The following is a 25657-nucleotide window of genomic DNA, read 5'->3' as shown; positions in this document are numbered from 1 at the left end:
AGCCCCGGCCCGATCCGTCGCCTCACAACGGAATCACCGTCACGTCGTACTCGATGCGCTGATGCAGCCGGGCCGAGGTCCGCCACGGGTGCTGTTCCCCGAGCACTCGGGTCAGGCCCTCCACCGCCTGGGCGTTGAGCCGGTCCGCCTCCCCGGGGCGGCCGAGTCCGCGCTGGTCCAGGGAGAGGTTCGCGACGCAGACCAGGGTGAAGGGATGGTCCTCGCCGGCCACCTCGGTGAGCAGCGGCAGTGTGGCGCTGTCCACTTCCAGGGCGCCCGCGAAGTCCAGCCGGGCGTAGTGGTCGTTGGCGCGGCCCAGCGCGGCGGCCAGGGAGTAGACGTGCCGCTCCCCCAGGTCCGCCCGGAGCCGTGCCCCCGCGGCCGTGTCCAGCCGCTCGGCCTCCTCCACCTCGCCCATGGCCCGCAGGGTGGCGGCCACGTTGACCATGGCGCACAGGGTGTACGGGTGGTGCTCACCGAAGATGTCCCGGTAGCGGTCGAGGATCTGCCGGCCGAGGCGCCGGGAGTCCTCCAGCCTGCCCGCGATCCTGCGGTCGACGACCGCCGCCATGGCGGCTCCCAGGGTCTCCGGGTACTCGGCGCCGTACCGGGTGGTGAACTGGTCCAGGACCGCCTCGGACAGTTCCGCCGCGCCTTCCAGCAGGCCCGCGCGGCGTCGGCAGATCGCGAGGTTCAGCGCGGCCCGGATCGTCGCCGCGTTGGTCGCCCCGAAGTGGGTCAGATGGGTCTGGTAGGTCGCTTCCTGTAGGACCCGGGCCTCCAGGAAGTCACCCGCCTCACGGATGTCCGTGGCCAGGGACCGCAGGGTGTTGAGGGTGAGCCCGCTGGTCGGCCCGTAGAGCAGCCGGCGCTGTCTGGCCGTCTCCTCGTCGAGTTCCTTCGCCCGTCGGAAGTCTCCGTTCACGCGCAGCGAGATCGCGTAGCTGTGCGCGGCGCTGAGCGTCGTCGGATCCTCCGGGCCGTAGAGGTCGCCGGCCCGCTCGAAGGCTTCGGCGTCCAGCTCCCCGGCGGCGTGGAAGTCGCCCCGGTGGCGCAGCGAACCGGCCATCTGGAGCATGGAGTCGATGAGCTCCTCCTCCGGGATCGGTGCGCTGCGCGAGATCTCCATGGCCTGTTCGCTCAGCGCCGCGGCCTCCGGGATCCGGCCGAGGTGCTGGAGGTAGAAGCCGAGCATCTTGGTGATCCGGATGACATGCAGGTCCGCCTCCGCCGACTGCTCGCTCCAGGCCTCCCACGCCCGCCGGGTCAGGTCCGCTCCCGCCTGGTGCGCACCCCAGTAGTAGAGGAAGGTGACCATGTCGAACACCAGGTCGCGCACCCAGCCGTCGGAGCTGTTGACCGCGTCGGAGGCGATCACGTGGGGCAGCAGTCCGAGGTAGGTGGGCCACTGTTCCGGTGAGGCGGGCAGTCCGGGTTTCGCGGTGGTCAGGAGGAGGTGGGCGGCGTCGCGCATCGCCTCCCGCTCGTCCGGATCCAGCCGGGCGACGATCACGTTCTGCATCAGCCGGTGCATCTGGAGCGTGCCGGCCTTGTGGTCGAGGCGCACCAGCGAGAGCTTGCTCAGGTCGCGGGTGGCGCGGGCGAGCAGCAGCGGGTCACGCAGCACGGGGTCCAGTTCGGGGGTGATCTGGACGTTGCGGCCGCCGCGGAGCATGTTCAGCGGGATGGGCTCGGGTGCCATGCAGGCGCAGATCTGGAGCAGTTGGCGGGCGGCCGGGTTCTCGACGGACAGCCGGCCGAGCGAGATGTCCCAGACCGCGGCGACGGGCAGGGGGTAGTCCGGGGACGGGGCCAGTTCGAGGATCTCGGGGCGGCGTTCGTCGAGCAGTTGGAGGTACTCGTCGACCGGCATGCCGGTGGCGGCGTGCCAGGCGCCGGCCTGTTCGACGGCCAGGGGCAGATCGCCGAGCGCCTCGGCGAGCCGGCCCGCGTCATGGGTGCTCAGTCCCCGGGCCCGGCGCTGGAGCAGCGAGATGCTCTCCTCACGGTCGAAGACATCGACGCTGAGGGGGGTGGCGACCCGTTCCCACTCCCGGTTGCGCGAGGTGACGATGATCTTTCCCGGTCCGCCGTTGGGGAAGTACGAGCGCACCGACTCGATGTCCTCGGCGTTGTCGAAGACCAGCAGCCAGTTGTCGAAGGGCTTGCCGGTGCGCAGGGCCTCGCGGACGGCGGGGACGGCGGTGTTCGCCTGCGGCCCGACCTCCAGGCCGAGGCCGGCCGCCAGCTCGGCGAGCGCGGCCAGGATCAGGCTCTCCTGCTCGGCGGGGATCCACCAGATGATGTTGTACTCGCCGCTGTGACGGTAGACGTACTCCACCGCGATCTGCGATTTGCCCACGCCACCGAGGCCGTGCAGTGCGTGCGGGAGGACCGCCGTCGTCTCGTCCTCGGTCAGCTGCCGCTCCACGGCGGCGAGAAGGGACTCGCGGCCGGTGAAGTTGGGGTTCTTGGGCGGTACGTTGCCCATGATCCTCGGCTGGCCCGAACGGACGACGCGTGCTTCCGGCGCTTTGACTTCCATCTCCTCGTGAGCCCTCCGGGCGGTGTTGTCAGCTGGTGCCGAGGTGTCAGCTGCTGGGGGTGTCGTGGGCGGCACGGGTCCTCCTGGTGAAACGACGCTGTCCGGTGGCAGCTTTGCCCAGTTCGGGGCATCTTTCAGCAAATCCGCATCGATCTCACCCGGCCGGGCAGGGGGGTCGTCCGGCGAACCCACCAGGCGGGCGGCCACCCTGGCGGCCCGGCCGGCGTAGGGGCCCGACAGCGCCCGCAGCACCGCCAGCTCGATCCGGAGCCAGGGGCGGACGCCGGGCTCCGCACCGGGGAGGGCGGTGCGCACGGGGTCGTGGAGGGCCGCGCGCAGGCGCGCACCGTGGCCCTGCCCCGTACGCAGTTCGGCGAGCAGGCCCACGGTGCGGGCGAGTTGGGTCCTGGTGCTGGTGGCGAGCAGTGCTTCGCGCACGTCGTCGGCGAAGTCCGGACCGCTCCCGGCGTCGGCGTCCCAGTCGATCAGCCCGCCCATCATGACCTCGGCGAGGTGTTCGGGCCCGGCGTCCGGCAGGGCCAGGTCGCGCAGCTCGTCGATGACGGCGAAGTCCATGGGTGCGAGTGCCAGCAGGACGGCGAGCTGCCGGGCCAACGGGCTGGCGAGCGAGCGGAACCTGCGTACGGCGGCGGCCGCCGCCCGGGGGCCGTCGACGACCGGGGTGCGCAGCCCGGGGGCGGAGGCGCCTTTGGCCATCGCGCCCGCCAGGACCACCGGCAGTGTGCGCCGCACGCCGCGTTCGCCGGTCACCAGGTCGGCCCAGGCGCGGAAGGACCCGGCGCGCACGCTGAGCACCGGTACGGGCACGGTGTCGTCGTCCGGTTCGGGCAGCGGCCGGACGGGGTCGTGCGCGCCGAGCGGCGGACGGAAGCGGAAGCGCCGGTTCGGCGCGCCGAAACCTCCGGCGTCCAGCTGGGCGCGGAAGGGGAACAGCGAGGAGCGGTGGCGCAGATAGGGCGGCAGGAGGTGGACCAGCGCGGTGGGCCCGCCGGAGGTGAGCCGTTCCAGTAACCGGTCGGCTCCGGGGCCCGCCCAGCCGTGGGCGAGCCCGTCCGTCACGACGAGGAAGAGCCGGGCGCCGCGGCCGTCGAGCAGTTCGGCGGGGTCACCGTCGCGTCCGCCGGGCCAGCGCAGCGCGGGCTCGCCGGACCCGGGGGGCAGGGCCACCCCGACCGTGCGGACGTCGCGGAAGGCCCCGCTGCGGGCGGCCTCTTCGGCGATCTGCCGGACGGTGGCGCCCCACGGCGGCATGGTGGGGGCCCGGTCGACGAGGAGCACCAGGTCGAAGGCCCGCTCGCGGTCGGGGAGAAAGTAGGGGACCCACAGTCCGTCGGTGAGCCCGTGCTCGGCCGTGCTCTCCTCGTCCAGCGCGCTCCGGCCCCCGGTGGGCACCCTGCGGCCCAGCCCGCGCAGCGACCTGGCCAGCCGCGGCATGGCCGTCCGCACGGCCCGGGGGCGGGGGCCCGGCAGCCGTTCGGGGCCGGTGCGGGTGCGCTCCTGGACGGTCCTGATCTCCCGTTCGTACGCCGGTGGCCCGGGCAGCCCGGAGACCCCGGGCACGGCGTGGGGCGCGGGGTCGGACGCTGTGCCGGGGTCCGGGCCGAGCAGCGGTTCCGGCCCTCCGGCGGGCGGCGGGCCGGCGGCCGGCGGTGGCCCGGACCCGGAGGTGTCGGGGCCGGGCGTGTCGGGGTGCCGTTCGGCGTGGGGCGGGTGGTCCGGGGCGGGTCCGGGGGTGCGCTGGGCGTCGAGGCGGGCGGCGGCGAGCCAGGCGGCGTCGGCGAGCTCCGTCCAGTCGGCTCCGCCCGGGTCCGGCGGGCCGTCGTCCTCGTGCCGGTCGCCGGTGGTGGGATCGGGGGAGTCGGCCGGCACGGACGCGGGGTCCGGAGCACGCTCCCTGGGCAAGCCGTTCATCAGCGGCCCTTCGAGAGGTCTCGGAGGAGCATCTCGATGAGTTTACGCCCGTCGGCATCCGCTTGAAAACCGCCCGCGGTCGTCAGCTGGACGGCGTTGAGCAACTGGTCGATCGACTGGGTGCCGCCGCCGCGCAGACGCTTCTCGAACTCGTCCACCAACGCCTCGACACCTTCCGGGCGCTGCCGCAGATGGCTGACGACGATGCCGATCAGCTGCTCGCGGCTCGGCGGCCGCATCTCCAGCGGCAGGCAGCGGCGGCGGAACGCGGCGGGGAACTCCCGTTCGCCGTTGCTCGTGATGACCACGACGGGGAACTGCGCGCACTCCACCCGGCCGCCCTCGACCCTCGCCGAGCCACGCGGGTCGTCCGTGAACACGGTCGCCGACTCCTCGTTGCTCCGCACGAGTTCGGGGATCTCGTAGCTGCCGTTCTCCAGCACGTGCAGGAGGTCGTTGGGCAGGTCGATGTCGCTCTTGTCCAGCTCGTCGACGAGCAGCACCCGGGGGCGCGCGTAGGCGAGCAGGGCGGTGCCGAGCGGGCCGAGGGTGACGAAGTCCCCCAGCGCCGGGGGCCCTTCACCGGCCGGGCCGCGTCCGTCCGGGTCCCCGCCGACGGCGTCGGGGGCGGGACCGTGCGCGCTCGTGGCGTCGGCTGCCCGCCAGGCCGCGATCGCCTGGGCGCGGCCGATCGCGTCGTACGCGTACAGGCCTCCCTTGAGCGTGCTGCGGCTGACGACGCTCCAGGGCAGGACCCGGCCGAGCCCCAGCTCACGGGCGATCAGATAGGCGAGGGTGGACTTGCCGACGCCCGGCGGGCCGGTGATGAGCAGTGGGCGGCGCAGCAGCAGCGCGGCGTTGACCGCGTCGATCTCCTCGCGGCGCAGCTGCGGCCCGTCCTGGATCCGGCCGAGGCGGCGCTCCGCGGCACGGTCGTCCTCGGGCGGCGGCGGCTGGAGCGGACCACCGGGAAACGTACGCCAGGGCGGCGGCGTCGGCAGCTCCGGCGGCTCGCCCCCGGGCGCCCTTCCGGTCGCGTGGAAGACCCACCACGGGGGCGGCGGCGACGGTGGTACGACAGAGGCCTCTCCGGTCATGCCGACAACAACTCCTCACGATCGACCAGTCGGTACGGGTCGTCCCAGAAGAACGCGATGTGCCTGCCCACCCACAGGGGGCCGTCCTCCTCGATCTCCGCCCCCGCTCTCAACCTGTGCACCTTTTCCGGTAGTTGTGCGTACGTGTGCCCCAGAAGCAGCGTGAGCAGTTCGCTGGACCGGGAGGAGCTTTCGGCCCTGCGGTCCCAGGCGGCGACGCCCACTCCCTCGACGACGGCGGCCTGCAACGCCTCCAGACCGTGCCCCTGGACGGCGGGCGCGTCGAGGATGACCGCGGTGAGCGACTCGTCCCCGGCGAGGTGGGCACGCCAGCGTTCGAATCCGTGCCGGTCCGCGGCCTTCCAGCGGTGGGGGGCCGGGGCGGTCGCGGTCCGGAGCTGATCCCAGCGGGCCTGCCAGCGGCGCAACTGCCCGGCGTCGCCGCGCATCCGGTCCAGGCTGCGCAGATGGACCCGGTAGTGCATGCCGATCGGCCGGGGCCTCGGGTCTCCGGTACCCAGTTCCAGGCGGGCCATGTCGTGGTTCAGCAGGTCGAAGGGGAGCAGGAACTCGACGTGGACCGGGCCCCCACCGACCCCCGCCTTCCCTGCCCGGCCGCCTGGCTCCGGTGGCTCCGCAGGCCCCTTCGGAGTGTCGGCCCACAGCGCCTCGCCCCGCTGGACGGCGCGCTCGACCGCTCCGGCCAGGGTGTTCAGGGTGACGGTCTCCATGGCGCCCTGCTCCGGCCGCCAGTAGCCGGGGACCTTGTTGAGCCAGTGCCGGACGAAGACGTCCGGTGAACCGTCGCGGGCCGGTTCGACCATGACGACCAGACACCGGGGCACCGTCGGGTCGGGGGCGGCGGGCCGCTCCAGGCGCCGCCGGCAGTCGGCGAGCGCCTCCTGCGCCCCGGCGACCGCCGCCCGGGCGTCGCCGGCCGGGGCGGCGTGTTCCTCCGCCTCCGCCCAGCGGTCCGCCCACCGGCGCAGCGCCGCGCCCTGCTCGGCCGACAGGGCGGCGGCCGCCTCGACGAGGACGACGGCTGCGGGGAGACCGTCGGCGCGTGCGGTCATGTCCAGTGCGTGGTCGAAGAGTTCGGTCGGCGTTCCGTGGTCCGGCAGGTCCCCGGGCAGTTCGTCGCCGAGGAGGGCGGCGAGGCGCCCGCTGTCGATGTCCTTCGCCTCGACGAGCAGCCGGCGCGCCTGCCGGGCGATGTCCTCGGCGAAGACGGGCGCGGGCCAGGGCCCCGGCCGGCCGCCGTCGGTCCGGATGCCGGCCTCGGCGGCGATCCGTTCGGCGTCGTCCTTGCCGGAGACGGTGCGGACCGCGTAGACGAGCGCCTCGGGGCCGTCGGGCCGGTGGATCACCTTGCGGACCAGATGCGTCATGTCGATCCGGGGCGTGCTGTCCGGGTAGGTCAGTTCGACGCCGAGTCGGTACCCCACCGTGCTCACGAACTCGACGCGCTGGCTCCGGTCCTTGACGCAGTCGAGCAGGGTCAGCGCGTCGACGAGGATCTGCATCAGGTCCGGTCCCGGGTGCCCGTGCGGGACAGCATTCATCGCCGACCATCCCCCGCCGAGTCGGTCCAACTCACATGGCTGAACGCGAAGTTACCACGACTGAATCTTCGGTAACCAGGGCCTTCACGTGCCCCTGCGGCCCCGTGCGGAGCGCTGCTCAGACCCTGGACGCGGGCTCGGTGGGGCGGTCCCGTCCGGAACGCCAGGTCCCGCTCGCGGACCAGCCCGCCGGGGCCCGCCGACCGGAGGACCACGTCCAGGGCGCGGTCGGGGTCGGCGGCGTACACGGTGCTGAACCAGGCCATGTTGGCCTCGACGACCGCCCAGTCGGGTTCCCGGCCGGGGCGGCGCATCCGTCCGACGTCCACGACGACGGCTCCGGGCAGGGTGTCCCCGCACTCCTCGGTGAGCCGGTCGGCGAAAGCACGTACGGCGGCCTCCTGGGGGTGACCGGCCAGTGGGGCCGCGTCGAGCCGGCCGTGCACGGCGTAGCGCGATCCTGTGCGGACCTCGCCGTCGAGCAGGAAGAGTCTGAACTCGTCGTCCCAGCTGACGACTTCGCTGATCTGGACGAGCGGGTCGCCGGAGCCCGGCGGAGGCTGCGGGAGAGAGGCGCCGTCCGGGTGGACGGCGGCGGGGAAGCTCTTGTCGGTGGGGGGCTTGACGAAGAGCGGGCCGGTACGGCGCCGGGCCTCGGAGAGGGGCACCCGGCTGACGCTCCGGCCGGTGAAGGCGCCCGGAAGGGCGTCCAGCCACCCGTCGTGCGGCTCCAGGAGCGCCACCCCGAGCGGGCCCGCGACCCGGGCGCCGAAGCGCGGGCCTCCGTAGTAGTGCCCGTCTCCCCTCCTCCGGTACCGCTCGGGGACTCCGTCGGCGGGCAGCACGGTCACCTCCATGCCGCGCCGGTGTGCCGCGTCGGACAGGAGGGAGGCCGTGCTGGAGCGATGGGGCGGGAGCGCCAGGAAGCCGGGTCCGGACGGCATGCGACTCCTCCCTCCCCCTGTCCGCCGGTTTCGCCGGTTTCGCCGTCAGCCCAGGAGGACCGGGAAGGCGGTCATGTCGTTCTGCGTCATCACCGGCAGCTTGGTGATCTGCTCGTCCGGGACGGCGAGGCGGAGTCCGGGGAAACGCGTGAAGAGAGCGGGCAGGGCGATGCCCGCCTCGACGCGCGACAGGGCCGCCCCGGGGCAGATGTGCGGACCGTGGCCGAAGGTCATGTGGCGGTTCCGGGTGGGCCGCGTGATGTCGAAGGCGTCGGCGTCGGGGCCGTGTTGCTCGATGTCGCGTCCGATGGCCCGGTAGGAGACGACGACTCCCTCGCCCTTGCGGATCACGTCGTCGCCGACGGTGATGTCCTCGGTGGCGAACCGCATCAGCAGGTGGGTGGTGGGGGTGTCCCAGCGCAGCGTCTCCTCGATCACCGCGTCCCAGCCGACCTCCCCGGTGAGCACCATGCGCAGCTGGTCGGGGTGGGAGAGGAGGGCGCGTACGGCGTTGAGGACGAGGCCGATGGTGGTCTCGTGCCCGGCGGCGACCATGGCCTTGAGGTTGCCCACCACCTCCTCCTCGGTGAGCGGCTCGCCGCCCTCCTCGGCCAGGATCAGCGCGCTGGTGAGATCGTCCGTGGGCCGGGCGGTCTTCTCCCGTACGAGGTCGGTGTAGAAGACGTCCAACTCGGCCAGCAGCGCGAGGCGTTCGTCCTGCGGGGTGAGCATGGAGAAGAACGCCTTGTACTGCCTGGTCAGCATGGCGTGCTGGGACTCGTCCACGCCCATGAGCAGGCCCACCACCCGCATCGGCAGCGGCTGGGCGAAGACGGCCTTCAGGTCGACGACCCCGTCGTCCCCCTGCGCGGCGTCGAGGGCGTCCAGCAGCTCCTGGGTGAACTTCTCGATCTCCGGGCGGATCGTCTCCAGGCGGCGGGGAGTGAGCGCCTGCGAGGTCTTGGTGCGCAGCCGCCGGTGTTCGGCCCCGTCGACGGTGAACATGGAACGCCCGGCGTCGATCATGCCGATCAGCGGCCACGCGTGGGTCACCGCACCGCTCTGCCAGAGGCCCCAGGCGTCGATGTCCTTCACCAGCCGCGGGTCGAGGAGGAGTTGGCGTGCCTCGGCGTGCCGGGTGACCGTCCAGGCCGGTACGCCGAGCAGGTCGATCCGGGCGAGGACCCCGGCGTCGCGCAGCCGTGCGGTCTCGCCGTCCAGGTCCTGGACCATGGGGTCGATGACGACGGTCCCGGCGCCCCGGTCGGCCGGCGCGGCGGCAGTGTGCGGGCAGTTCACAACGCGTCTCCTGTCGTGCGTACGGGAGTGAAGCGGACGGGCAGGGCGGTCGTCCCGCGCAGGAACGCGGACGGCCGGCGGACCAGTTCGGTGGCGGGGACGGCCAGTTCGAGGTCGGGCAGCCGGTCCAGCAGCACCTCGATGCCGGTACGGGCGATGATCTCGGCGATCTCCTGGGCGGGGAAGGGGCAGCGGTACTCGCCGTGGCTGAAGGCCAGGTGCGCGCTGTTGCCGCCCTGCCCGGAGCGGACGGCGGAGGCGGTGACCTGCTGCCGGATGTGCGGGTCGGCGTTGGCCGCGCCGAGGCCGAGGAGCAGCATGTCGCCGCGGGCGATGTTCCGTCCACCGAGCCGGGCGTCGCGCGCGGCCCAGCGGCCGGCCAGGATCTGGGTGGGCCCGTCCTCCCAGAGCACCTCGTTCATGGCCTCGGCGACACTGTGCCGGCCGCCGGACAGGGCGTCGGCGAACTGGTCCTCGGTGAGCATCAGCCGGGTGGAGTTGCTGATCCAGTCGGCGGTGGTCAGGTGGCCGGCGGCCGTGATGGCCATCAGGTCGAGCGCGTACTCCTCGTCCGTGAACGGTTCGGGGTGGGCGAGCATCCGGGACGTCACGTCGTCGCCGGGCCGCGCCCGCTTCGCCGCCACGAGGCGCTGCATGTGCTCACCGAAGCTCAGGTGCGCCTTCTGCGCGCCGGGGCCGCCGTCGGCGAGGTCCTTGAGTACCCGCGCGATGTCGGCGCCCTCGTCGTCGGGGAAGCCGACGAGCCGGGCGAGCACGAGGACGGGCAGCGGCTCGGCGAACTCGGCGACGAGGTCGGCGGTGCCCCGGGTGCAGACGGCGTCGATGAGGCGGTCGGCCAACTGCTCGCAGTGCTGCCGGATCTCGAAGGGGTCCGCCCCTTCGAGAGCCGGTACGACCATGTCGACGTGCCGGCGGTGCTCGGCTCCGGCGGTGAAGTAGATGGACGGCATGGGGGTGCCCACCATGGGCAGCAGCGGCCAGTCGGCGGGGACGTTTGCCCACTGGTTCCACAGGGAGACGTCCCGGGGGAACAGCTCCCCGTCGCTGGTGACCTGGTGGAGTTCCCGGTAGCCGATCACCAGCCAGGCGGGAAAGCCGCCGGGCAGTTCGACGGGGACGACGGGCCCGTGGTCGCGCCGCATGGACCGGTAGAGCTCCTGCGGCTCGGTGGGGAAGCCTGGCCCGCCGAGCACGACGGCGCCCGTACCGGCGCCCACGGGGCAGCCTCCTCCGGTGCCGGCCGTGGACGCGGGCGTGGCGGACGAGGGGTTCGTCATCGTACGGACTCCAGGGGCGGCGGCTTCGCGCGTTGCGACCATACGATCAACGCGGCACCACTATAAGGAGGTTGCGTGAACCACCGGAGCTGTTCGCGCTCATTTTCGCCCGAACTCCGAACGATTCGACCTCATGTTCCGCCCGTTCTCCCATGACATCTGCACACCTTTGATCACAAGGTCGCCATCGTCGCGGGGCTCGGCCGGCCACCGACGGCCGTCGGTCCGGGTCGGGGTCGCGTCCGGGATGTGGACGGCGCGGGGGCCGCCCCGGGCTCGCGCCGTAATCCCCCCGCTCTACGATCGGGGCGTGTGCGCTGACGTCATAGTTGCCGAGGACGACGAGAAACAGGCCGAGCTCGTACGCCGCTATCTGGAACGGGAAGGACACGCCGTACGGGTCGTGGGCGACGGCCTCGCCACGCTCGACGCCGTCCGGCACCAGGAACCCGACCTGCTCGTTCTCGATGTGATGATGCCCCGGGCCGACGGCCTGGACGTGGTGCGGGTACTGCGGTCCGAGAACCGCGAGCTGCCGGTGCTGATGCTGACCGCCCGCTCGACCGAGGACGACCTCCTGCTCGGTCTCGACCTCGGCGCCGACGACTACATGACCAAGCCCTACAGTCCGCGCGAGCTGATGGCCCGCGTCCGTACCCTGCTGCGGCGTACCCGGCGCACCGCCGCCCCGGAGCCGGTGGTCGAGGACCCGGTCCTGCGTGTCGGCGCCCTCGTGGTCGACCCGGCGCGGCACGAGGTGTCCGTGGGCGGCGGGGCGGTGGAGTGCACCCCGGGCGAGTTCCGGATCCTGGCGGCCCTGGCGGCGGGACCGGACCGGGTGTTCAGCCGTCAGCGGCTGCTGGAGGAGCTCCACGGGTTCGACCGCTACATCAGCGCCAGGACCGTCGACGTGCACGTCATGAACCTGCGCAAGAAGATCGAGCGGGCCCCGCGGCGGCCGGAGCGCCTGCTCACCGTGTTCGGCGTCGGCTACAAACTCACCGACCCGGCGAAGGCGATCCGGCGTGCGTAGGGTGCGCGACGGGGACGACGGGGCGGTCGGGCGCGGGACGGACGGGGAGGGCAAGGGCGCCGGCCGACGCGGGCGGCGCGACGGCCGGCGGGAGACGCCGGGCCGGGCGCGGCTGCCGCTGCGCCGGAGCCTGCTGGGGCGGCTGCTCGCCGTTTCGGCGCTGGTGGCCGCGTGTTCGGTGGCGGCCACCGCCTGGATCGCCGTGCAGACGACCTCGGGTGCGATCAAGCAGGAGCAGGGGCAGAACCTCACGGCGGACGCCCGGATCTACGACACCCTGCTGAATTACGCCGCCCGCAATCCGACCTGGGACGGGGTCGGCGCGACGGTGCGGGAGCTGGCCCGGGAGTCGGGCCGCCGGGTCGCGCTGACCACGCAGGGCAGGCAGCCCCTGGCGGACTCCGCCACGGCGGCGACCGCCCCGGCGCTCCCGCCGCAGGCGTCCGCCGTGGTCGACCCGTTGTCCGTGGACACCGTTCTGGCGGCGCGCGGGGCCGACGGGCAGGGCACGGCGGCCGACCGCATCGATCCCCGGGCGGTGGGGCCGTTCCGGCTGTCGGCAGCCGACAGCAAGACCTTGCGGCGGACCGCCGATGACAAGGTGCAGTGCCTGAACCGGGCGGGTATCGCCTCGGACGTGGTGGTCGGCGCGAGCGGCCGCCCGCGGGTGCAGATCGTGGGCAACGATCCCGAACGGGCGCTGGGCACCCGCTGCGATCTCGCTGCCCTGGACACACCCACCCTTTCGGAACGGAAGGCGCTCGACGCGCTCACCGAGCTGGCCGACGCCTGTCTGAAACGCCAGGGCCGCGAGGGCGTGCGGCTGAACGGCGACCTGTCCTGGGGCGATCCGGCCTCTGCGTCCGTGCCGGGCGAACCCGGACCGCTGGTGCCGCGTGTGCCGCTGCCGGCACCGGTGCCGACGCCGCGCGACGGCCCCGTGGAGGACGCCGAGCCGTCCGTCGTCACGCCGGAGCGCACCGGGGAGAACGACCGGGCCATCGCGTCCTGTGTGAGCGCGGCCCGGAGCGAACAGCTCAGCTCGTACGTGTCCTCCCCCGCCCTCCTCTTCATCGGCGACGAGGGCGGCGCGACGCTGCCCGGGTTCGACCTCTCCCCCGCGAACACCGCCAGGATCGCCGGGGCCGCGGCGCTCGTACTGGCCCTCACCGTGGGCGCGTCGGTGTTCGCGGGAGCCCGGCTGGTGCGCCCGCTGCACGCGCTGACCGGCGCCGCGCAGCGCATGCGCGAGGGGGAGCAGCCGGAGTCGGTGCCCGTCTCGGGGGACGACGAGGTCGGACGGCTGGCCGCGGCGTTCAACGACATGTCCGCGCACCGGGCGCGGCTGGAGGAGCAGCGCAAGGCCATGGTGAGCGACGTCGCCCATGAGCTGCGCACCCCGCTGAGCAACATCCGGGGCTGGCTGGAGGCCGCCCAGGACGGCCTCGCCGACCCCGACCCGGCGTTCGTCTCCTCGCTGCTGGAGGAGGCCGTGCTGCTCCAGCACATCATCGACGACCTCCAGGACCTGGCCGCCGCCGACGCCGGGGTGCTGCGGCTGCACCCCGAACCCGTCGAGGCCCGGGAGCTGCTGAGCCAGGTCGCCGCCGCCCACCAGGCGCGGGCGGAGAACGCGGGCGTCACGCTCGCCGTCACGGCCACCGCGCCGGGTCCGGCCCTGCGCGCCGACCCGGTCAGGCTCCGGCAGGCGGTGGGCAACCTGGTGTCCAACGCCGTACGGCACACGCCGGAGGGCGGGCGGGTGACGCTGCGCGCGTACGCCGCCGAGGAGGGTGACGGGGCGGTGCTGGTCGAGGTGGCGGACACCGGTTCCGGTATCCCGCCCGAGGACCTTCCCCACGTCTTCGACCGGTTCTGGCGCGCGGAGAAGTCCCGCAGCCGCCGCACGGGCGGCAGCGGCCTCGGCCTCGCCATCGTCCGCAAGCTGGTCGAGGCCCACGGCGGCACGGTGGACGCGACGAGCGTCGAGGGCGAGGGGTCGACGTTCCTCCTCCGGCTGCCCGGGACCACGCCGTCCGGCCCCTGATGGGATGCCCTGATGGGATGACCACAGCGCCCTGACAGCTTCTTCATATCTCCACGCCAGCCTGGCGGCACGCCCCGTCCCCGGTGCGAACCGGCATCCGGGACCGTCACGGGCCGAGTATGGAATGGAGCCATCCGTATGACCGCTTTCCCCTCTCGCCGCACTCTGCGTGCCGCAGTCCTGGCCGCTGTCGCGGCCGGCGCGGTGCTGGTCCCGTCCGCCGCCGCCTTCGCCGACTCCTCCCCGAAGCCGTCGGAGCCCGCCGCGGTCGATCTGTCCACGAAGCGCGCCGAGGACGCCGCGAACGCCCCGAAGGAGGCCGCCCCTGCGGTGACCCCGCGCGGCGGTGTCGCCGCGGGCGACCGCCCGGCACCCGCGCCGACGGAGGCCGGACCCGCAAAGGCCCCTGCGGTGACCCCGCGCGGCGGTGTCGCCGCGGGCGACCGCCCGGCGCCCGCGCCGACGGACGCGGGCCCGGCCGTCACCCCGCGCGGCGGTGTCGCCGCAGGTGAGCGTGGCGCCGGCAGCGGTGACAACAGCACCGCGGTGCTGGCCGGTTCGGTGGCCGGGACCGCGCTGCTCGCGGGCGTGGGCACGATCGTGCTGCGCCGCCGCTCGGCGGCCGGCCTCAACGGCTGACCCGCACCGCTCACCACCGCTGACCGTGGCGTCGCCCCCGCACCGGGGCGGCGCCACGCCCGCGCACCGGCCCGCACCCGCCCCGTCCCGCCCCGATCCCGGAGTCCTCTGTGCCGTCCCGTACGCCCCACCGCTTCCGGCGGACCGCCGCCCTGCTGACCGCCCTCGCGGCCTGCGTCGCACTGGCGGGGTGCTCGTCCGCCGAGCCCTCCTCCTCGTCCTCCTCCGCCGCATCAGGCGCGCCCTCCGCCTCGGCGTCTTCCGCACAGGGCGAGGCGGTATCCGGATCGAGCGGATCGACCGAGCCGTCCAGCACCGACGAACCGGATCAGCCCGGCCCCGCCCACGTCTCGATCCCCTCGATCGGCATACAGAGCACTCTCATGGAGCTGGGGCTCAACGCGGACGGAACGGTCGAGGTCCCGCCTGCGGAGAAGGGCATGACGGCGGGCTGGTACACCGGCGCGTCCGTGCCCGGGGCACCGGGGCCGGCCGTACTGATCGGCCACAACGACACCCGCTTCGGCCGGGCCGTCTTCCACGACCTCAAGGACATCCGTGAGGGCGCCGAGGTGCTGGTCCGCGACGGAGCGGGCAAGACCCTGCGCTTCACGGTCACGGGCAAGGAGACGGTCAGCAAGAAGGCGTTCCCCACCGAGAGGGTCTACGGCCCGACGAAGGACAGCACGCTGCGGCTCATCACCTGCGACGGGGAGTTCGACGCGGAGGGCCATCCGGTCGACAACCTCATCGTGTACGGCGCCCTCGCCTGAAAGTCGGCGCACCCGCCCACGTGGCCCTCGGATGGCAGCCGGCCGGACAGACTCGCGCCACCCGATGTCTACCCGTGGGTAACTCCCGCTGCTTGGATGGGGTCGACCGGTACGCCCCCCACTCGACCACAGGAGACCTCGTGCCGAACACCGCGTTCCCCCGCCTGACCGGCGTGGCCTTGTCGGCCACCCTCGCCTCCGTCACCCTCGCCGTGAACGCACCGCAGGCGGCGGCTGCCGAGCCCCCGTCGCTGCGGGTGCTCTCGTACAACGCGTTCATCTTCAGCAAGACCCTGTACCCCAACTGGGGCCAGGACCACCGGGCGGCCGAGATCCCGAAGGCGTCGTTCTACCAGGGCAATGACGTCGTGGTGATCCAGGAGGCCTTCGACAACGGGGCCTCCGACGCACTGCTGCGGAACTCCGCGTCCCAGTACCCGTACCAGACCCCGGTGGTCGGCCGGAGCAAGAGCGGCTGGGACGCGACGGGCGGCTCGTACGCGGCGGCGACGCCGGAGGACGGCGGCGTCGCGATCCTGAGCAAGTGGCCGATCGTGCGCAAGGAGCAGTTCGTCTTCAAGGACGCCTGCGGCGGCGACTGGTTCTCGAACAAGGGCTTCGCCTACACGGTGCTGAACGTCAACGGCGCCCGGGTCCACGTCGTCGGCACCCACGCCCAGTCGACCGACCCCGGCTGCTCGGCGGGCCAGGCGGCACAGATGCGCAGCCGGCAGTTCCAGCAGATGGACGCGTTCCTGGACGCGAAGAACATCCCGGCCTCGGAACAGGTCGTCGTGGCAGGGGACTTCAACGTCGACGGGCACTCGGCCGAGTACGCCTCGTTCCTCTCCGACGCGGGCCTGAGCGCACCGGAGACCCGGACGGGCCACCCGTACTCCTTCGACACCCGCGACAACTCCATAGCCTCCGAGCGCTACCCCGACGACCCGCGCGAGGACCTGGACCACGTCCTGCACCGCACGGGCCACGCCAAGCCGGCGGGCTGGAAGAACGACGTGATCAAGGAGGAGAGCGTCCCCTGGACGGTGTCCAGCTGGGGCACGGACTACACGTACACGAACCTCTCCGACCACTACCCGGTGGTCGGCTCCGGCCAGTAGCCGCACCATGACGCCGCCGTCCCCCTCCGCTCGTCGCCGGAGGGGACGGCGCACCGCCCGGCCCCTGCCGATATATCGTGGCCAGCGCTTGTGTCCGGGAGCGCGAGAGGGCCGGTATGGACGAGGAGCAGGACCAGTGGATACGGGTGCCGGTCGGGGACGACGCGGCTCGCTGGGCCACGCGGGTGCGATGCCGCCGCGTGCTGTTCGTCGTGCACAACGTCACCTCGGCGACCCGGCTGCTCGACGTCCTGCCGCTGTTCCACGACGACCTCGGGGCGCAGCTCCTCGCCACCTGCACGGGGTCCTCGGCCTTCCGGTCGGGCGTCGCGGACCTGCTCGCGGACCTGGGGATGCCCGTACTCCCGTGGGAACAGGCCCTCGCGACGCCGGTGGACCTTGCGATCTCGGCCAGCTTTGGCGGCGAACTCGCCGCGATCCAAGGGCCGTTGATCGTACTTTCGCACGGTATCGGCTACACTAAAAGGCTGGCGACACCGAGCACCGAGCACCGAGCACCGAGCACCGAGCACCAAGCACCGAGTCCGGATGCGGATGCGGATGCGGATGCGACGGTCTTGCCCCGGAGTGTGTCTCCCCCCGTCTTCGGACTCGCGCCGGACTGGCTGCTGGCGGACGGTGTTCCCCTCGCCGACGCACTCGTCCTCTCCCACCCCGAGCAGTTCGACCGGCTGGCCGCCGCCTGTCCGGAGGCGCTGCCCACCGCCGTCCTCGCCGGCGACCCCTGCTTCGACCGGATGCTGGCAGCACGTCCGTACCGGGACCGGTTCCGCAGGGCGCTCGGCGTGGGGCGTGGACAGCGTCTCGTCCTGCTCAACTCCACCTGGAGCCCGTGGTCGTTGCTGGGCGACGGCAACGGAGAAGGAGCCGGTGACGGAGGCGGGGGCGGTGACGACGCGCTGCCCGCACTGCTACCGCGGCTCGCGTCGGAGCTTCCCGCCGACGAGTACCGCGTCGCCGCAGTCCTCCACCCGAACATCTGGCACGGTCACGGTCCCGGCCAGATCAGGGCCTGGCTGGACCGGGCCAGGCGCGCCGGCCTGGCGCTGATCGACCCGCTGGAGGACTGGCGTCAGGCGCTGCTCGCGGCCGACGTGGTCATCGGGGACCACGGTTCCGTCACCTATTACGCCGCCGCACTCGGCACCCCCGTACTCCTCGGAGCCGCGCCTCTGGACAGCCTCGATCCCGATGCGCCCATCGCCGACTTCATCCGGACCGCTCCCCGATTCGACGCCCGGGCACCCCTGCGCGGCCAGGTGGACGCGCTGATCGAGAGCCACATCCCGCAGCCGGGTCCGATGCGCTTCACCTCGTCCGTGCCCGGCGAGGCGGCGGTACGGCTGAGGCGTGCCTTCTACGGGCTGATGGCCGCCCCCGAGCCGCCGGGCCCCGCCCTGCTCCTGCCGTTGCCGCTGCCTGACCCGGAACCCGCTCTCCGTACGGCTCCCCAGTACGTACTGACGCGCGTCCTCGCGGGGCCGGAGGTCGTCGTGACCCGGTACGCCGATCCCGCCCGGGAACCCGGTGGGGCGGGGGACGCCCATCTCGCCGTTCATGAGGACACCCGCGATCCGGGGCAACTCGGCCTGGCCGACGTCGTCTTCCGGGACGGCGCCCCGGACGACCCGCGGTTCGGCCCGCCCGGACGATGGGCCGCCGAGGTACTGGACCGGCACGCGCAGTGCGCGCTCGCGGCGTACGTCACCGGGCCCTCGTCCTGCGTCGTCAGGGCCCGGGGCGGGGACCTGCTCCGGCTCACCGCAGGACCGGAAGCCGACGCGGACCCGGCGGTGTACGCGTCGGCGGTGCACGCCTGGCTCGCGGCGGGCAGGACCGTTACCGCCCTGGTCGAAGGCGGCTTGGTCGTCCGTACGGGCAGCACCGCCCACCACGTGGTGGTCGCGACCGAGGCGGACAGGCCGGCGGCGGGCGGAACGCGGCAGCGCCCCTCCCCTACTCCGGCGGACCGGAGCACCGCTCACGCAGGCGGCGCAGATACTCCACGTGCTGGTCGGCGTTCTCCTCGGACAGGATCCTGATCGCCTCGTCGGTCAGCGGCAGTGCCGCGGCGGGCTCCGCACCGGCCAGCAGGATCTCGGCCAGGTCCGTGAGAGCCCGTGCGGTGTTGTACGCCTCGCCGTTCGCCCGGAAGGCGGCGAGCGCGCGCCGCACATGTTGCTGGGCCTCGTCCAGCCGCCCGAGACCTCGCAGGGCCCGGCCCCGGTGGCGTTCCAGCAGAGCCCGGGCCCGGGGCACATCGGCCGCACCCTCGCCGTCGGGCCCGATGCCGTCGAGGACGGCCTCCGCCTCGTCGAAGCAGTCATACGCGTCGGCGAAGCGCCACTGCCGTAGTCGCAGCAGCCCCAGGAACTCGATGGCGGAGGCCAGCCCGCGGGTGTGACCCGCCGCCCGCTCGTCGCGTGCGGCCGCCGCCGCTTCCGCACCGGCCTCGTCCATGAGCTGCAACTCACCCAAGGTGTGGGCAAGTTGTGCGTGAAGAGCGCCTGCGGCCCGACTGCCGGGAACCTGCGCGTCGGCGACCGCCGTCCCGATCCGCAGGGCCGGGAGCACCGCCTCGTGGTGGCCCGCTTTGAGCTGGAGCGGCCACAGGGCGCGGCAGAGCGTCAGCACCGTGTCCGGCTTTCCGAACTCCTCGGCGGTCGCGACGGCTTCGACGAGGTTGGGCAGCTCGACGGCGAGACGCGCCACGGCGTCACCACGCCCGGCGTAGGCGCCGTCCGGGCCGTCGTCCAGGGCGTCCGGCACCCGCCAGCTCTCCGGAAGTGCGGCCCGCGCCGCCGTCACCGACAGCCGCAGGTAGTACTCCACGGCGCGGGTCGTGGCCGCCGAGCAGCCGGAGATGCCCTCCTGGCGGTACGCCGCTTCCTCGGCGTGGGCGCGTACGGACGGCCGGTAGCGGTAGCGCCCGTTGTCCGTGTGCTCCAGCAGCAGTACGTCGGCCAGCCCGCCGAGCAGTTCCTCGGCGGCGTCGACGTCGATGCCCGCGCCCCGGGCCGCCGCCTCCGCGTCGAAGGCAGGCCACTGCCGCAGCCCCATCAGGCGGTACAGCCGTGCCGCGTCCGGTCGCAACAGCCGGTAGGCGTCCTCCGCGGCCGTACGCACCGGGTCGCTGTCGCTCATGGTGAGACCTCCCGTCGGTTCGTCATGGGGCAGTGGGGTCGGCGGGGCCGCAGTGAGCAGGCCGGGATCGAGGAGCCGGGGTGCGGCGGCGCGCAGGGCGTACGGCGACCCGCCGCAGCGTGCCAGCACGGCGGGGAGCGCCGCACGGGCGGAACGCATGACCTGCTTGCCCACGATCTTGGCGAGCAGGCGCGCCGCGTCCCGGTCGCCGAGGGGTCCCACGGGCACCGGGAACGCGTCGAGACCGGAGAGCGGTCGCCGGGCCACGACCAGGGTGAGAACGGAGGGGGCGGAGGTGAGCAGCGGTGCGACCTGCGCGGCGGACCGGGCGTGGTCGAGGACGAGGAGCAGCTTGCGGTCCGCGACGACACGGTGGAAGGCGTCGATGCGCTCCGCCTCCGAGGGCGGGATCCGCTCGTCGCGCAGCCCGAGCCGGAGCAGCAGTTCTCGCAGGGCGCTGCCGGCGGTGTGGGCACTGCCGGCGCCCCGGCGGCCGAGGTCCACGTAGAGCTGCCCGTCCGGGAACAGGCTTTCCGCCCGCCAGCCCCAGTGCACGGCGAGGGCGCTGGTGCCCATGGAGTCGTCCCCGTACAGAACGGCGACCCGGGGGCGTCCGTCCGCCTTGCGGCCCGCCTCGCGGTCGAGCAGCTTCATCGCCCCCTTCCGGTCTGTGAAGAAGCGCACGGAAGCGGGCAGCCGGGGCCGCCCGATCGTTGCTCCCGTGGTCTGCACCGTGCGGGCGAACGCGCTCCAGGTTCGGGCCAGTTCGGGGTCGCTCCGCACGCTGTCGTGGATGATCCGCGCCACGGCGTCCCGTTCCTCGGGCCGGGTCGGCGCGGCGACCTCGCGTCCGGCCATCCGCCGCACCAGTCCGCCAGCGGACTCCCAGGCCCACTTGCCGGCCTCGCTCGCCACGCCCGATCCGACGGCGCCGAGGACCGCCGTGATGGCGGCCATCGATATGGGATCCAGCATGCGGTGCGCCCCCTGTTCCCGCCGGTTCGCCCGGTGCACCCCTCCCGGGCACCGCCACGACCGATCGCAAGGAGCAACGGTATCCGCTGGGCCTGCGCGCTGACGGGCTGCCAGGAGAACGGGGCAACCGTGCGGCCCCTTCCGGCCACGGTCCGGGATGCTGGTGCGGGAACGAACGAAACACACCGAAGGAGTACTCGTGAGTGATCCGCAGCCGTTCACGCTCATCCCGGGAGCTGCCGGTTCACCGGTCCTCCTGCACGTACCGCACGGGTCCCGCCGCATCCCCCGACAGGTGCGCGCAGGAATCACCTTGGACGATGCAGCCCTGGAGCGCGAGCTCGACCACATCACCGACGCCCATACCGCCGAACTGGCGGCCACGGCCACGGAGATCGCCGCGACCGCCCCGTGGCGCTTCGTCAACAACCTCTCCCGGCTGGTCGTCGACCCGGAACGCTTCCCGGACGAGCGGGAGGAGATGCTCGCCGTCGGCATGGGCGCCGTCTACACCCGCACCACCCACCGTGAACCTCTCCGCCCGCCGGAGGCGGACCCGGGTCCCCTGCTGGAGTCGTACTTCCACCCGTACGCCGACGCGATGACGGCGGCGGTCGAGTCGCGCCTCGCCGCCGCCGGCCGCGCGGTGATCATCGACGTCCACTCGTACCCGGCCGCACCCCTCCCCTACGAGCTGCACGGCACCGGCCCCCGCCCGCCCGTCTGCCTGGGCACCGACCCGTTCCACACCCCGCCGGAGCTCCTCGCGGCGGCGGAGGCGGCGTTCGGGGGCCGCGTCGGCCGCGGCGGCATCGGGCGCGACACCCCGTTCGCCGGTACGTACGTCCCTCTCCGGCACTACGGATCGGACCGCCGGGTCACCGCGCTGATGATCGAGATCCGCCGCGACACATACATGAGCGAGCCGGGCGGTCCTGCCGGGCCGGGGCTCGACGCACTGGCGGCGGCGTTGGCGGAGCTGGTGGGGGTGGTGGACGCGGGGTGATCGGCAGCTCGGACAGCAGAGGACCTCCCGTACGGCCGCCGACCGGCTACCCGATCTCCACCACCCGCGCCCACGCCGGAGGCCGGCGGGGGACGTAGTCCGGGTTGTCCTCGTCCCAGGAGCTGCGTCTGTGGTCCCTCGGGAACAGGCCGACGACCGTGCGGCAGGCCGGTTGCGCCGCGGGCCAGGGTGTCTGTCCGTCGGTCAGGACCACGATGGCGTCGGGGCGGGGATGGGACCGGAGCGCCTTGGCGAAGCCCGTACGCAGATCCGTGCCGCCACCTCCCACCAGCGGGATGCCCTCGGCCTGGCACAGCGGGTGCACGACCCGGGTCGCCGCGTCGCACGCGAGGACGGTGACCAGGTCGCGGCGGCCGCCCACCGCACGGGAGATGGCGGCGACCTCCAGGAGGGCGCTGCCCAGTTCGGCGTCGCTGACCGAGCCGGAGGTGTCGATGACGACGGAGACCCGGGGCGGTCTGCGGCGGAGGCTCGGCAGGACGACGCCGGGCAGTCCGGTGGAGCGTCGCGACGGGCGGCCGTAGGTGTAGTCCTCCCCCGCACCGGGCCCCGAGGCGGCCGAACGTACGGCGGCGCCCAGCAGGTCCCGCCAGGGCTGGGGCGGATGGAACGCCTCCTCCGCCCACCGCTTCCACCCCTTCGAGGCGTTCCCCGGCCGGCCCGTGATGCCCTGCGCCACCCGGAAGCGGACCGCGTCCTGTTCATGGGCGCTGAGCCCGTGCGCACCGTCGGGCCCCACGTCCCACTCCCTCTCCAGCCCGTCGGCGCCGCTTCCGCAGTCCAGCCAGGCGAGGTCCTGGGTGCGGGAGCCGAGGCGGAACTGGTACAGGTAGTCCTCCATGAGCTCGCCGGGCTGAAGGTGCAGCGTCGACGGGTGGACAGCGCCCTTCGGCCGGGCCAGGCCGGCGCCGTACACGTCGTCGTTGATCTCGCAGTCGGCGGCGATGTTCATCCGCAGCCGGTCGCCGGGCCCGGTCAGCCCGCGCTGCCGGGCGACCCGGTCGCTGCGGCCGTGGTGGTCGCGCAACAGGTGCGACACCTCGTGGACCCAGACCCCGGCCAACTCCTCGACGGGGGTACGGGCCACGAAGGCCGGCGAGACGTAGCACCGCCAGTACCGGTCGACGGCCATGGTCGGAACCTGCCGTGACTCCACGGTGTGCAGGGCGAACAGCGCGGTCGCCAGGTAGGGGCGGACCCGGGCTGCCTGGAGGCGGGCGGCGAAGAGTTTGTCCAGGTCGAGCGCGCTCGGCGCGTCCGTCGTCGTCATCGGCCCGCCGTCGCCTTCGCCTTCGCCGTGACCCGGGCCGCCGCCCGGTCCGCGCGCCCGGACAGGGACACGACGCCCGCGAGCTGTTCGATGGAGGGCGGTACGTCCCAGTCCTCCTGGCGCAGCGAGGCGAGGGTCGTCGCCGGGACGACCACCAGATCCGGGGCTCCGGACTCCAGCGCCCGGACGAGCAGCGCCCACGCGGCGTCCCAACGGGCCCTGTCCGGGCGGGTACGGACCGCCGCGACGACCCCGTCCAGCGCGGCCTGGCGGAGATCGCCGCGCTCGGGCAGAACGGCGCCCGCCGGGTCGGCGAGGAGGTCCTCGGGGTCCGGAAGGTCCATCCGGTCCAGGCTCGCCAGCAGCTCAAGCCCCGGGCCGTCCCCCACCGTTCCCCTGACCAGCAAGGACAGCACGTCCCTGGAGGATCCGGCGGCGGTCGCGAAGGCGATCAGGTTCAGCGTCATGTCCCAACTGCGCGGCGAGGGCCACGGGCCGCCCCGCCGTGTCTCCGTCGTGGGCAGCCGGTGGACGAGCGTGGGGCGGGCGGAGAGGAGCCCGCACACCGCGCGCCGGGCGAAGTCCACCGCTTCGGGCAGCTTTTCGGGGTCGAGGCGGGGCAGTGTCGCGCGGGGCCAGGTGCCGGCGAGGCCGCGTACGACGACCTCGTGGTCGTGGGTCCACTGGAGGTGGACGAAGCGGTTGGCGAGCGGCGGGCTCAGCTCCCAGCCGTCGGCCGCCGAGGAGCGCGGGTTGGCGGCGGCCACGATTCGCACGCCGGGCGGGAGTTGCAGCGCCCCGATCCGCCGTTCCAGTACGAGGCGGAGGAGCGCGGCCTGCACGGCGGGCGGTGCGGTGGAGAGCTCGTCGAGGAACAGCAGCCCGCGCCCGGACCGTACGAGGCGAACGGCCCAGTCCGGCGGGGCCATCGGCACTCCCTGTTCGGCGGGGTCGTCGCCGACGATGGGCAGCCCCGAGAAGTCGGACGGCTCGTGCACGCTGGCGATGACCGTGGTGAGCGGCAGGTCCAGGGAGGCGGCGAGCTGGGTGAGGGCCGCGGTCTTGCCGATCCCCGGCTCACCCCAGAGCAGCACGGGCAGGTCGGCGGAGACCGCCAGGGTCAGCGCCTCCAGTTGGGTGTCGGGGCGCGGCTCGGTGGTGGTGGCGCGGAGCAGGCTCATCAGCGCGTCGGCTACGGCGAGTTGGGAGGTGGGAGCGGAGTCCGTGGGCACGGGTGCGGGCGCGACGGACGGGGTGTTCGTGAGCATGGGTGATCACCTGAGGGTATGCGAGAGGGCGAATGAGCACGGGTACGTACGGCGGTGAGCGAGGGCGGTCACGGTGCTGGGCCCGTCAGGCCCGGCACACCGAGGTCAGCAGACGACTGTGTGGCGCGGGCGCCGGGCCCGGCGGGGACGGGGGTCGACGGGGCGGCGGGGGTCGGAGCGTCGGCGGATGGGACCGGGCCCGAGCAGGTCGGCCCGGAACAGTCCGTAGGAGATCCGCCGTTGCGCGGCGGCCTCCAGTTCGTCCCGCAGAGGACCGTTGCGCAGCACCGCCCCAGGACCGAGCAGCCCCTCGACGACGGCCAGCGCACCGGCGATGTCGCCGTGGTCGAGGCGTTCCCGCACACCGGTGAGGCAGTCCGGCCGCCGATGCGCCTCGTCGATGGCCCGGAGGCAGGGCAGCGGAGTACCGGTCAGCGCGACCAGCAGTTCTTCGCGGCGGACCTCGGCCGGATCGTGGTCCAGCGGGGCGAGAACCCCTTCGACCAGGCCGATCCGGTGCTGCTCTCCCCGGCATTCCACGAGGCGTGACGCTCCCGCCCGGTCACCGCCACCCGGACGAGCCGGTGCCGGAGCAGGCGACGGTAGATCTGGCACGAGGGCCCGAGCCACCAGCGGGTGCAGCTGACCGGCCTCGATCGCCCCGGTACGGAGCAGGTCGAGGTCGGGCAGCACCCAGGTAGCCGCGTCGGGCAGCACCGGTGGTGTGGACGCGCCCGGGTCCGGTGCCGCCTCGGCGACCCGTGCGACAGGCGTACCCCGACCGTCCGCGCCGGCCTCCAGTTCCAGGAGAAGCCGGCGTCGGCCACCCAGCCGCACGCTGACCGCTCTGCCCGGCCCCGGCCCCTCGGCGCGGAGCAGGATCGCCGCTTCCGCCGCCCAACGGTCGACGGCGCAGCGTCGGTCCGGCGGGACGGCGGCCCACAGCTCCGGGTCGGCCGCCTCGGCGGCACGGGTGGACAGCAGGTCGTCGAGGCCCGAACGGATCCGTAGCTCATCGGCCCTGCGCGCGTCCCACAGGTGACGGTGCAGATCGAGGCGGAAGCGCCGGTTCGGGCGCGGATGAGGGTGACGGCGGGCGGCGGGCTCGGTGTGCGACCCGTCCCACAGTGCGAGGCTGATCCGCTGCCCGGCGTCCGCCCAGGCGGGCGGGGTCCGGACGACCAGGTGCAGGGGGCCCGGTCCGTCGCGCTCCGGTGGGTCGTAGCGGGCCAGTTCGATCGTCAGCCCCGGGCGCAGCAGCCCGTGCGGGGCGATCCTCGGCATGTGCCAGCGCAGCAGGTCGGGAGCCAGCCGGCGAAGGTCCGCCCGGATGCGGGCGGCGAGTTCCCTGCCGTGGCTGCGCACCACGGACCGGAGGCGGAAATCGATATCGACGCCTGCCGCGGCGCACGCTCCTGCCCAGTCCCCGGCCTCACGGCGGGCGGTCGCAGTCTCGATCATCGGGGCCGGCACGGCGAACTCGCGCACGCGCGGCCAGAAGGACGGGGAGGACAAGGGGGACGGGTAGGAATCCCGGTTCGCGGTCGCAGTGAGCATCAGCACTCACCTTGCGCGGACGGGTCCCCCAATCTGTTCATGGAGTGAGTCATCGCGGGGAGCTTAGCTCCGGTCACCGGGATCCGCCAGAGCTTTGCTCTCCGG

17 protein-coding genes are annotated in these 25657 nt (G+C 73.6%); 7 read left to right on the top strand and 10 right to left on the bottom strand.

Translation table 11 applies throughout. From position 1 onward, the window contains the following. Window positions 1–22: 22 nt before the first annotated feature. From fxsT to ACIQRW_RS00450, 6 genes are read right to left on the bottom strand one after another with little or no spacing between them, the layout of a single operon-like run. Complete coding sequence (gene fxsT / locus ACIQRW_RS00475) at window positions 23–4477, bottom strand: FxSxx-COOH system tetratricopeptide repeat protein (protein WP_403752243.1); 4455 nt, start codon at window positions 4475–4477, stop codon at window positions 23–25. Then, a complete protein-coding gene (locus ACIQRW_RS00470; protein ID WP_403752240.1) occupies window positions 4477–5574 on the bottom strand; it encodes an AAA family ATPase in 1098 nt (365 codons plus the stop codon). The genes fxsT and ACIQRW_RS00470 overlap by 1 nt, the downstream gene beginning before the upstream one ends. Beyond that, window positions 5571–7136 (bottom strand): hypothetical protein, encoded by a 1566-nt coding sequence (locus ACIQRW_RS00465; RefSeq protein WP_403752237.1) that lies wholly within the window; start codon window positions 7134–7136, stop codon window positions 5571–5573. The genes ACIQRW_RS00470 and ACIQRW_RS00465 overlap by 4 nt, the downstream gene beginning before the upstream one ends. Beyond that, window positions 7133–8080, bottom strand: a complete 948-nt coding sequence (locus tag ACIQRW_RS00460; protein WP_403752234.1) for an ATP-grasp domain-containing protein — start codon at window positions 8078–8080, stop codon at window positions 7133–7135. Before ACIQRW_RS00460 ends, ACIQRW_RS00465 begins: the two co-directional genes overlap by 4 nt. Before the next feature lie 45 nt (window positions 8081–8125). After that, window positions 8126–9379, bottom strand: coding sequence for a cytochrome P450 (locus tag ACIQRW_RS00455; RefSeq protein ID WP_403752231.1), 1254 nt, complete (start codon window positions 9377–9379; stop codon window positions 8126–8128). Beyond that, window positions 9376–10677 (bottom strand): cytochrome P450, encoded by a 1302-nt coding sequence (locus tag ACIQRW_RS00450; RefSeq protein ID WP_403752228.1) that lies wholly within the window; start codon window positions 10675–10677, stop codon window positions 9376–9378. The genes ACIQRW_RS00455 and ACIQRW_RS00450 overlap by 4 nt, the downstream gene beginning before the upstream one ends. Window positions 10678–10987: 310 nt before the next feature. On the opposite strand from ACIQRW_RS00450, the gene ACIQRW_RS00445 reads away from it, so the two are divergent. The 6 genes from ACIQRW_RS00445 (at window position 10988) to ACIQRW_RS00420 (ending at window position 18353) form a co-directional block, all read left to right on the top strand. Further along, window positions 10988–11710 (top strand): response regulator transcription factor, encoded by a 723-nt coding sequence (locus ACIQRW_RS00445; protein WP_403752226.1) that lies wholly within the window; start codon window positions 10988–10990, stop codon window positions 11708–11710. 1 nt (window position 11711) lies between these two features. Beyond that, window positions 11712–13757 (top strand): sensor histidine kinase, encoded by a 2046-nt coding sequence (locus ACIQRW_RS00440; protein ID WP_403753430.1) that lies wholly within the window; start codon window positions 11712–11714, stop codon window positions 13755–13757. Between the two features lie 138 nt (window positions 13758–13895). Continuing rightward, window positions 13896–14396 carry a hypothetical protein gene (locus ACIQRW_RS00435; protein ID WP_403752223.1) on the top strand — a complete coding sequence of 167 codons (501 nt, stop codon included), beginning with the start codon at window positions 13896–13898 and terminating at the stop codon, window positions 14394–14396. A gap of 110 nt (window positions 14397–14506) precedes the next feature. Next, the gene (locus ACIQRW_RS00430; RefSeq protein ID WP_403752220.1) at window positions 14507–15169 is read left to right on the top strand and encodes a class F sortase; all 663 of its coding nucleotides are present in this window, start codon (window positions 14507–14509) and stop codon (window positions 15167–15169) included. A gap of 140 nt (window positions 15170–15309) precedes the next feature. Beyond that, a complete protein-coding gene (gene sph, locus ACIQRW_RS00425; RefSeq protein WP_403752217.1) occupies window positions 15310–16290 on the top strand; it encodes a sphingomyelin phosphodiesterase in 981 nt (326 codons plus the stop codon). Window positions 16291–16406: 116 nt separating this feature from the next. Continuing rightward, window positions 16407–18353, top strand: a complete 1947-nt coding sequence (locus ACIQRW_RS00420; protein ID WP_403752214.1) for a hypothetical protein — start codon at window positions 16407–16409, stop codon at window positions 18351–18353. On the opposite strand, the gene ACIQRW_RS00415 is transcribed toward ACIQRW_RS00420, so the two are convergent. Continuing rightward, complete coding sequence (locus tag ACIQRW_RS00415) at window positions 18268–20430, bottom strand: tetratricopeptide repeat protein (protein WP_403752211.1); 2163 nt, start codon at window positions 20428–20430, stop codon at window positions 18268–18270. The genes ACIQRW_RS00420 and ACIQRW_RS00415 overlap by 86 nt on opposite strands. Before the next feature lie 157 nt (window positions 20431–20587). Between ACIQRW_RS00415 and ACIQRW_RS00410 the strand changes: the two genes are divergently transcribed. Further along, on the top strand, window positions 20588–21436 hold the full coding sequence (locus ACIQRW_RS00410) for an N-formylglutamate amidohydrolase (protein WP_403752208.1): 849 nt from the start codon (window positions 20588–20590) through the stop codon (window positions 21434–21436). A gap of 46 nt (window positions 21437–21482) precedes the next feature. On the opposite strand, the gene ACIQRW_RS00405 is transcribed toward ACIQRW_RS00410, so the two are convergent. The 3 genes from ACIQRW_RS00405 to ACIQRW_RS00395 form a co-directional block, all read right to left on the bottom strand. Beyond that, window positions 21483–22727 (bottom strand): VWA-like domain-containing protein, encoded by a 1245-nt coding sequence (locus ACIQRW_RS00405; RefSeq protein WP_403752205.1) that lies wholly within the window; start codon window positions 22725–22727, stop codon window positions 21483–21485. Then, complete coding sequence (locus tag ACIQRW_RS00400) at window positions 22724–23995, bottom strand: AAA family ATPase (protein ID WP_403752202.1); 1272 nt, start codon at window positions 23993–23995, stop codon at window positions 22724–22726. Before ACIQRW_RS00400 ends, ACIQRW_RS00405 begins: the two co-directional genes overlap by 4 nt. A 105-nt stretch (window positions 23996–24100) precedes the next feature. Continuing rightward, window positions 24101–25552: a hypothetical protein gene (locus ACIQRW_RS00395; RefSeq protein WP_403752199.1), complete on the bottom strand. Its 1452-nt coding sequence runs from the start codon at window positions 25550–25552 to the stop codon at window positions 24101–24103. Between the last annotated feature and the right edge of the window lie 105 nt (window positions 25553–25657).

Origin of the sequence: Streptomyces sp. NPDC091287, assembly GCF_044768525.1 — a bacterium.
GTDB lineage: Bacteria > Actinomycetota > Actinomycetes > Streptomycetales > Streptomycetaceae > Streptomyces.
This window is presented reverse-complemented; position numbering and strand designations above follow the sequence as displayed.

Excerpts from the sequence above, each read along its gene's own strand:
- fxsT (WP_403752243.1), bottom strand. The coding sequence starts at position 4,477 with ATGAACGGCTTGCCCAGGGAGCGTGCTCCGGACCCCGCGTCCGTGCCG.
- ACIQRW_RS00470 (WP_403752240.1), bottom strand. The coding sequence starts at position 5,574 with ATGACCGGAGAGGCCTCTGTCGTACCACCGTCGCCGCCGCCCCCGTGG.
- ACIQRW_RS00465 (WP_403752237.1), bottom strand. The coding sequence starts at position 7,136 with ATGAATGCTGTCCCGCACGGGCACCCGGGACCGGACCTGATGCAGATC.
- ACIQRW_RS00460 (WP_403752234.1), bottom strand. The coding sequence starts at position 8,080 with ATGCCGTCCGGACCCGGCTTCCTGGCGCTCCCGCCCCATCGCTCCAGC.
- ACIQRW_RS00450 (WP_403752228.1), bottom strand. The coding sequence starts at position 10,677 with ATGACGAACCCCTCGTCCGCCACGCCCGCGTCCACGGCCGGCACCGGA.
- ACIQRW_RS00435 (WP_403752223.1), top strand. The coding sequence starts at position 13,896 with ATGACCGCTTTCCCCTCTCGCCGCACTCTGCGTGCCGCAGTCCTGGCC.
- ACIQRW_RS00420 (WP_403752214.1), top strand. The coding sequence starts at position 16,407 with ATGGACGAGGAGCAGGACCAGTGGATACGGGTGCCGGTCGGGGACGAC.
- ACIQRW_RS00415 (WP_403752211.1), bottom strand. The coding sequence starts at position 20,430 with ATGCTGGATCCCATATCGATGGCCGCCATCACGGCGGTCCTCGGCGCC.
- ACIQRW_RS00410 (WP_403752208.1), top strand. The coding sequence starts at position 20,588 with ATGCTGGTGCGGGAACGAACGAAACACACCGAAGGAGTACTCGTGAGT.
- ACIQRW_RS00405 (WP_403752205.1), bottom strand. The coding sequence starts at position 22,727 with ATGACGACGACGGACGCGCCGAGCGCGCTCGACCTGGACAAACTCTTC.
- ACIQRW_RS00400 (WP_403752202.1), bottom strand. The coding sequence starts at position 23,995 with ATGCTCACGAACACCCCGTCCGTCGCGCCCGCACCCGTGCCCACGGAC.
- ACIQRW_RS00395 (WP_403752199.1), bottom strand. The coding sequence starts at position 25,552 with ATGCTCACTGCGACCGCGAACCGGGATTCCTACCCGTCCCCCTTGTCC.